Source organism: Nocardia sp. NPDC058499 (assembly GCF_042719915.1).
Classification (GTDB): Bacteria; Actinomycetota; Actinomycetes; order Mycobacteriales; family Mycobacteriaceae; genus Nocardia.
Genome location: NZ_JBHXMZ010000024.1, coordinates 22,627 through 29,969, shown reverse-complemented (window position 1 = coordinate 29,969; position 7,343 = coordinate 22,627). Strand labels below are relative to the sequence as shown.

The following is a 7,343-nucleotide window of genomic DNA, read 5'->3' as shown; positions in this document are numbered from 1 at the left end:
CCATGGCGAACCTCTCGTACGTCCTGCGTTCGATGACTCTCGAGCAGAAGATCGCTCAACTGCACGGGCTGTCTGTTTTCGAACTGATCGATCCCACTGCCGAACCCGATGAATCGGCCGGGATGCCGTTCGACCTCCCACGCATCCGGTCGCTGCGGCCCGACGGACTCGGACATCTGTCGCTGAGCTGGCTACTCGATGCTGACCTTGCGTCGTTCCGCGCGAAGCTCGGCGAGGTACAAGAGCACACCCGAGCGGTCAGCCCGTTCGGTATCGGAGCGCTCATACACGCAGAGGGGATCAACGGCCTCGTCCACGCGCAAGGCCACCAGTTCCCGACCGCATGGGGGCAAGCGAGCTGTTGGGACCCTGAGCTGGTCGGAAAAGTCGGGGGCATCGTCGGAGACCAGATGTATGAAACGGGCATCCACCTGGCCTTCGCGCCAGTTCTCGACGTGGCCCGGGATCTGCGTTGGGGGCGGGTGCACGAGACGTATGGCGAGGACCCGGAAGTCATCGCTCGCAACGGCGTCGCCTACATCTCCGCAATCCACGGTGAGAACCGGTCGGTGCTCGCCGCAGCAAAGCACTTCGCCGGGTACGGGGCCTCCGAGGGTGGCCTCAACCAGGCAAGGGCGGTTATCGGCCGACGCGAGCTCAACGACGTATACGCGCGCCCCTTCGCGCGGGCCATCGACGAAGCGGGCCTGAGCCTGGTGATGAACTCCTACAACGAGATCGACGGAGTACCCGCGGTATCCAACCGGTGGCTGCTGACCGAACTGCTCCGTGAGCAACTCGGCTTCGACGGCCTCGTCGTGAGCGACTATGACGCGGTCAGCATGCTCCTGAAGATCTATCACACCGCCTCGACGCCGGGGAAAGCGGCGGCGCAGGCGCTGAGCGCAGGTCTCGACGTCGAACTTCCGGGGAGCGAGATGTTCTCCGCACTCGCCGGCGAAGTCCGCGCCGGGAGCGTCGACGAGCGGCATATCGACGACGCGGTCCTGCGCGTGCTCGCAGTCAAGGACCAGCTGGGGCTCGTGCCGAATACTTCCGCCCGGCCGACGCGGACCCCCCAGGTCGAGGACCCGGACGCAGTGTCCCGCCGTCTCGCCGAGGAGGCCGTGGTGTTGCTGCGCAACGATGGCGCGCTCCCGCTCACGTCGTTCGACGGCGTCGCTGTCGTCGGTTCCCTCGCCGACGAAGTGCGCATCCATTTCGGGGCCTACACCTCGGCGTCCAACGAGGAGCAACCGCTGGCGATCCGGATGATCATGGCCGGACAGGTCGAAGGCCTCGACCCGGCCGGCACCATCTTCACCGACCTGTTCCAGCTCGAGCTCCCCGGCATCGAGGCGGCCTTCGAACGGCGCGCGCGAGAGCTGCACCCCGACATGCCGACGCTGATCGAAGCACTCCGAGAAGTGCAGCCCGATCTCCGGTACGTCGACGTCGGAGATCCGTCGCTCGATGCGGATCCTCTCGACGAGGATGCGCTGCTTGCCGAGGTCGGCCCCGCACAGACGGTTCTCGTCGTGGTCGGCGAACGGACCGCATGGGTGGGCAACCACACGGCGGGGGAGGGCCGCACGACGACCCGAAATGAGCTCCCAGGCAACCAGACCCAGTTGTTGCGGACACTGGTCGAAGCAGGGAAGACTGTGGTCGCGATAGTAATCTCCGGTCGACCGCTGATCCTCGAGCAAGCCCTCGAAGGGGTGGACGCGGCGCTCTTGGCTCCTCTCCTCGGGCCACACGCGGCCAAGTCCCTCACCGCCGTCCTCGCCGGTGAGATCAACCCGAGCGGCAAACTGGTCTCAACCTTCCCGCGCGCGCTCGGTCAAGTCCCCATGTACCACGGCCATCCCTTCGGGAGCGGGTACACCCATCCGACGGGCACCCGACACGGATACGTTGACCTCGCCGAGCAGACGCCGTTGTTCGCCTTCGGGCACGGACTCAGCTACACCACCTTCGAGCTCGCTCTGCGCAGCGTAACGATCGACGGCGACTCGGATTCTCCGACCCTGACAGCCACTGCCACGGTGACCAACACCGGAGCGGTTGCCGGCGAGACGATTGTGCAGCTCTACGTCCGCGATGAGGTCGCGTCGATCATCCGCCCAGCCCGTCAACTCGCTGACTTCCGTCGCGTGCGCCTCGACGTCGGTCAGGCCGGCACCATCGAGTTGGCTGCTCCGATCAGCCGATTCGCCTACACGATGGTCGATGGCCGCCGACGCGTCGAAGCCGGAATGCTCACCGCCTTGGTCGGATTCGCGAGCGACGACATCCGCGCGGAACAGGGTATCGGGCTGCCGACGGACGTCGACGCGTGACGCACGAGTGGCAGTCGCCTCGCGCGGCCGCTCGCTGTTGCGAGAATCGCACCTGGCCACGTCGACCATGTGAAATTTCCGGGCGCTAGCAGGTGTGAGTACACCCACCTCTGCTGGCTCGTGCTAGCTACTGACAACAGACAATGGAGTCCCCATGTCAACAATCCCCACTGACGGCCCGGCCGAGTCACCTGCAGCGCCGCAGTCAACTCCTGTGGTCCCGGCCGTTTCGGTGACCCCCGGCGAGGTGCCCGCGGGTGGTGAGAAGGCGAGTGCGTCGTATATCTGGTTCCAGATCCTGGCCCAGTTCGGCGTCTTCGTCGCCTTTATAACACCGCTGGCGATCTCCCTGGCGATCCGTCTGTCGGACCTGGCGCCGGGACGAGACGAGTACCTTGGGTACATCACCGGTTCGGGCGCGCTCGTGGTTATGCTGACGGCACCGCTTTTCGGAGTGCTCAGTGACCGGACGCGGACCCGTTTCGGGCGACGTCGTCCGTGGATGGGCGCCGGAACCGTCCTGGGCGGCGTCTCGCTGGTCGTGATGGCGTTGGCGCCCAACGCGCTGGTCCTCGGCGCCGGCTGGATCCTCGCGCAACTCGGGTGGGGACAGGTACTCCAAAACCTCCTCACGTCGATGGCCGACAAGCTCTCGGAGGCGCAACGTGGCAAGGTTGCCGGTCTTGTTGGATTCGTCACCCAGATCGCGCCCGTCGTCGGTGTGGCGCTCGCCGGCAGCTTCAGCGGCGACCCGCTGCTTCTGTTCCTGCTTCCCGGCATCTTCGGTGTCGTGTGCGTGGCCCTCTTCGTGCTGTTTACCCGTGAGGAGGACACTCGTGAAGCACGTTTCGACGACAAGCTCTCACTCGCGTCGCTCTTCAGCAAATACCTCTACAACCCACGCAAGTACGTCGACTTCTCCTGGGTGTGGCTCGGACGATTCTTCTTCTACTTCGGACTCACGCTGAACACGACCTTCACTGCATTCTTCTTCGCCTCACGTCTCGGTATCCCCGTGGCCGACGTTGCCCCGATCATGGCGACGCTCAGCCTGGTCGGCGTTCTCGCCACCACGGTCGGGGCGCTTGGGGGTGGTTTCCTGTCAGATAGGCTGCGCCGTCGCCGGATATTCGTGCTACTCGCATCGTTGCTCTTCGCCGCAGGAACCATCGTTATGGCCCTTTCGACCGACGTGCCCGTGCTCGTCGTCGGGTCTCTCATTGTATCGACCGGAATCGGCATGTTCTCCGCAGTCGACCAGGCGCTCGTCCTCGATGTGCTCCCCGAGAAAGAAAGCGGCGCCGGGCGGTTCATGGGCATCATCGGCTTCGCGACGTCGATTCCCCAGTCTGTCGCACCGTTTGTCGCACCGGCGGTGCTGGCCATCGGAGCCGCGTCGGTCGGAGACCGCAACTACACCCTGCTCTACCTGGTCGCCGGCGTCTTTACTGTCGTCGGCGGCCTGGTCGTGTTGCGGGTGCGTGCAGTGCGTTGACCGCACAAGCTCGCACCGGGAGCCACTCGGCATCGAGAGCTTTCTGATCGCCTGTATGGACACACGGTCGTCGTACACGGGTCGCCCTTACGGGGAGTTCCCCGTCGAGCAGTCCCTGGTGTGGTCGGAGGGCCCCGACCCGAACATGCTCCAAGTGACCGTGACACGTCGCGGTTGCCGCCAGGATCACCGCGAAGGACAGCAGCCGTGCGATATGTACGGAATCGGCAACGATATCGCCGAGAACGCGAAAGAGGCGGGCGTCGCGCTCTTATAGCGCATCGCCGACTTTCTTCTGAAATGAAGGTCTGGTTCGCTCCCGTGACCCAGGCGATCGGCCTCGTCCTCAATGCCTGCCCTGATGGGCGCCTCGCGGCCGAGCGGAGCCGAGTGCCTCGCGAGCATTCGTGTGATACGGCGCGCGGTGGGTGTCTTCGGTCATTTGCCGGTGTGGGTTGACCGCTTTGCTTGCAGGGCATACAGTGGCCTCACTCACATATTGAAACGTTTCAACGATGAGGCGGAACCCGGATGCCCGACACGACCGAACGAGTCTGTTTCCTGCTGGCCTTGCGCCCGGACCGGATCGACGACTATCTCGCTGCCCACACCACGGTGTGGCCGGACATGCTCGACTCGCTGCGTGAAGCCGGTTGGACGAACTATTCGCTGTTCGTCCGGCCGGAAGACGGGCTGGTGGTCGGCTATCTGGAGACGCCGGATTTCGCGAAGGCCCAGGCCGCGATGGCGGCCACCGAGGTGAACGCGCGCTGGCAGGCGACGATGGCCGAGTACTTCCAGGCTCCTGCGACCGTGCGGGGAGACCAGGGCGCGCTGCCGGACGAGACGATGCACCGCCTTACCGAGTACTTCCACCTCGACTGAGCCCGCGGCTCGCCCGACTCACACCGAGACTCCTGCTAGACCCCCGAGGAAGACCATGAAGGTAGGCGCACGATCCACCACCGGGTGGAAGGCGACGATATCCGTCGCGATGTCCAATTACATCGAGGCGGGTTCGATCATCGCGATCGCCACGAGCCTGACTTTCTGGCAGGACGCGTTCGGCATCAGCAATTTCGCCGTGGGCTTGCTGGCCGCGCTCAGTGCGAACGCGTTCGGTGCGGCGATCGGCGCGGGAATCGGCGGGCCACTGTGTGATCGCTTCGGACGCAAGGCGATCTATACCTATGACCTGCTCGTCTACATGGCGGGCGTGCTGCTCGCGACATTCGCGATGAATTTCGCGATGCTGCTGGCCGCGTTCGTGATCACCGGTATCGCGGTCGGTGCGGGTGTGCCCGCTTCGTGGACCTATATCGCCGAGCAGGCGCCCACCGACGGGCGCGCACGCCATGTCGGTACCGCGCAGCTGGCCTGGTCGGTCGGCCCACTGATCGGTTTCGCCCTGGCGGCCGCGCTGGCACCGCTGGAACTACTCGGCTCCCGGTTGATCTTCCTGCATCTTTTCGTGGTCGCGGCGGTGGTCTGGTGGATCCGGCAGGGCCTGGCCGAATCGCAGATCTGGAAGGACGAGACCCGATCCGGTGCCGGATCGGCGACACAGGCCACGACCGGCGGTCAGGGTATGCGCGGACTGTTCTCCCGGCGGATCAACATCACCGCACTGCTGGTCCTGATCGGTATCTACGGCTTCTGGAACACTGTCGCCGGGCAGGCAGGCATTTTCATGCCGCGCGTCTACGAGAGCGCGGGGGTGAACAGCGCGGTCGCGCAGAACCTGCTGCAGGTGCTGGTCTGGGGAGCCACTGTGCTGGCGACCTATTTCGGTTTCATGGCCTACGCCGACCGGATCTCGCAGCGCAAGCTGTACGTGATCGGTGCCGCGCTCGGCATCCTGGCCTGGTGTGTGCTGGTGTTCTTCACCGACGCGGGAATGCCGACGCTGCTGATCTTCGCTGTGCTGTGGGGCATTTCCAGCGGTATCGGTGCGCAGGCGTTCTACAGCCTGTGGACCAGCGAACTGTTCGCCACGCCGTATCGCGCCAGCGCACAGGGGTTCATGTTCTTCGTCGTGCGCTCGGCAACCGGTCTGCTGAGCTATTTCTTCCCGACCATGCTCGCCGCCACCGGGCTCACCGTCGTCGGGCTGCTTTTGGTCGGCCTGCTCACCGTGGCGCTGGCGATCGGCGCGATCTACGCCCCGCGTACGCAGGGGAAGACCCTGCGCGAGATCGAAATCGAGCGTTACGGCAGGCCCGTCACCGAATCCACGGGAGTGCTGCCGGAGGACGGGTCCGGTCGCGGTCTCGAGGGCGCTCCGGTGGGAGGCCGCTGAGATGCCGAATTCATCCGTTGCGAAAGGAACATATCCCGTGTCCATCGACACTGCCCTGGAATCCCTTGCGATCGAGCTGCCGTCCTGGGCGTTCGGCAATTCCGGTACCCGGTTCAAGGTGTTCGGTACGCCGGGAACGGCTCGTACGGTTCAGGAGAAAATCGGTGATGCCGCGACTGTGCATCGGCTCACCGGCCTGGCTCCGACCGTGGCGCTGCACATACCGTGGGACACGGTGGACGACTATGCCGATCTCGGCCAGTACGCTGCGGATCTCGGCGTCCAGCTGGGCACGATCAACTCCAACACCTTCCAGGACGACGACTACAAGTTCGGCAGTCTGACCCACACCGATAAGCGGATCCGGGAAAAGGCGATCGACCATCACCTGGCCTGCCTGGAGATCATGGCGCAGACCGGCTCCCGGGATCTGAAGATCTGGCTCGCCGACGGCACCAACTACCCGGGGCAGGGCGATATCCGGGGCCGGCAGGACCGGCTGGCGGAATCCTTGGCCACCATTTATGAGCACGTGGGGGAGGGCCAGCGGCTGGTGCTGGAGTACAAGTTCTTCGAGCCGGCGATGTACATGACCGATGTGCCGGATTGGGGTACCGCGTACGCGCAGGTGAGCGCGCTGGGGGAGCGGGCGGTGGTCTGCCTGGACACCGGTCATCACGCGCCGGGTACCAATATCGAGTTCATCGTGGCGCAGTTGCTGCGGCTGGGGAAGCTGGGGTCGTTCGATTTCAATTCCCGCTTCTACGCCGACGACGACCTGATCGTCGGCGCGGCGGACCCGTTCCAGCTGTTCCGCATTCTGTTCGAGGTACTGCGCGGCGGCGGGCTGGATCCGGCGAATGGTGTGGCGCTGATGCTCGATCAGTGCCACAACATCGAGGACAAGATCCCCGGTCAGATCCGCTCGGTGCTCAATGTCGAGGAGATGACCGCACGGGCGGCGCTGGTCGATCTCGACGCGCTCGCCGCTGCCCAGGAGTCCGGGGATGTGCTCGGCGCCAACGGCGTGTTCATGGATGCCTTCTACACCGATGTCCGGCCGTTGCTGGCGGCCCGCCGCGCCGAGCGGGGGTTGCCGGAGGATCCGATGGCCGCCTATGCGCGCTCCGGGCAGCAGGAGCGGCTCGCCGCCGAGCGCACCGGGCCCGCCGCCTCCTGGGGCGCCTGACCACACCGACGATCAGAA

6 protein-coding genes are annotated in these 7,343 nt (G+C 65.2%); all 6 read left to right on the top strand.

All coding sequences use genetic code 11. The features are described from left to right. Positions 1-122 precede the first annotated feature (122 nt). The 6 genes from ACFWPH_RS34025 to rhaI all read left to right on the top strand — a co-directional run bounded on the left by ACFWPH_RS34025 (position 123) and on the right by rhaI (position 7,325). Positions 123-2,342 carry a glycoside hydrolase family 3 N-terminal domain-containing protein gene (locus ACFWPH_RS34025; RefSeq protein WP_378756415.1) on the top strand — a complete coding sequence of 740 codons (2,220 nt, stop codon included), beginning with the start codon at positions 123-125 and terminating at the stop codon, positions 2,340-2,342. A gap of 154 nt (positions 2,343-2,496) precedes the next feature. Then, positions 2,497-3,837 (top strand): MFS transporter, encoded by a 1,341-nt coding sequence (locus tag ACFWPH_RS34020; RefSeq protein WP_378756414.1) that lies wholly within the window; start codon positions 2,497-2,499, stop codon positions 3,835-3,837. Between the two features lie 55 nt (positions 3,838-3,892). Further along, the gene (locus ACFWPH_RS34015) at positions 3,893-4,114 is read left to right on the top strand and encodes a hypothetical protein (protein WP_378756413.1); all 222 of its coding nucleotides are present in this window, start codon (positions 3,893-3,895) and stop codon (positions 4,112-4,114) included. Between the two features lie 254 nt (positions 4,115-4,368). After that, entirely contained in the window at positions 4,369-4,722 is a 354-nt protein-coding gene (locus tag ACFWPH_RS34010) for an L-rhamnose mutarotase (RefSeq protein WP_378756412.1), read from the top strand. 55 nt (positions 4,723-4,777) lie between these two features. After that, positions 4,778-6,136: an MFS transporter gene (locus ACFWPH_RS34005; protein WP_378756411.1), complete on the top strand. Its 1,359-nt coding sequence runs from the start codon at positions 4,778-4,780 to the stop codon at positions 6,134-6,136. Between the two features lies 1 nt (position 6,137). Continuing rightward, on the top strand, positions 6,138-7,325 hold the full coding sequence (rhaI, locus tag ACFWPH_RS34000) for an L-rhamnose isomerase (protein ID WP_378756410.1): 1,188 nt from the start codon (positions 6,138-6,140) through the stop codon (positions 7,323-7,325). Positions 7,326-7,343 lie beyond the last annotated feature (18 nt).

What these genes read in the sequence shown, in the direction of transcription:
- ACFWPH_RS34025 (WP_378756415.1), top strand. Translation starts at nt 123, where the DNA reads ATGCCGTTCGACCTCCCACGCATCCGGTCGCTGCGGCCCGACGGACTC.
- ACFWPH_RS34020 (WP_378756414.1), top strand. Translation starts at nt 2,497, where the DNA reads ATGTCAACAATCCCCACTGACGGCCCGGCCGAGTCACCTGCAGCGCCG.
- ACFWPH_RS34015 (WP_378756413.1), top strand. Translation starts at nt 3,893, where the DNA reads ATGGACACACGGTCGTCGTACACGGGTCGCCCTTACGGGGAGTTCCCC.
- ACFWPH_RS34010 (WP_378756412.1), top strand. Translation starts at nt 4,369, where the DNA reads ATGCCCGACACGACCGAACGAGTCTGTTTCCTGCTGGCCTTGCGCCCG.
- ACFWPH_RS34005 (WP_378756411.1), top strand. Translation starts at nt 4,778, where the DNA reads ATGAAGGTAGGCGCACGATCCACCACCGGGTGGAAGGCGACGATATCC.
- rhaI (WP_378756410.1), top strand. Translation starts at nt 6,138, where the DNA reads ATGCCGAATTCATCCGTTGCGAAAGGAACATATCCCGTGTCCATCGAC.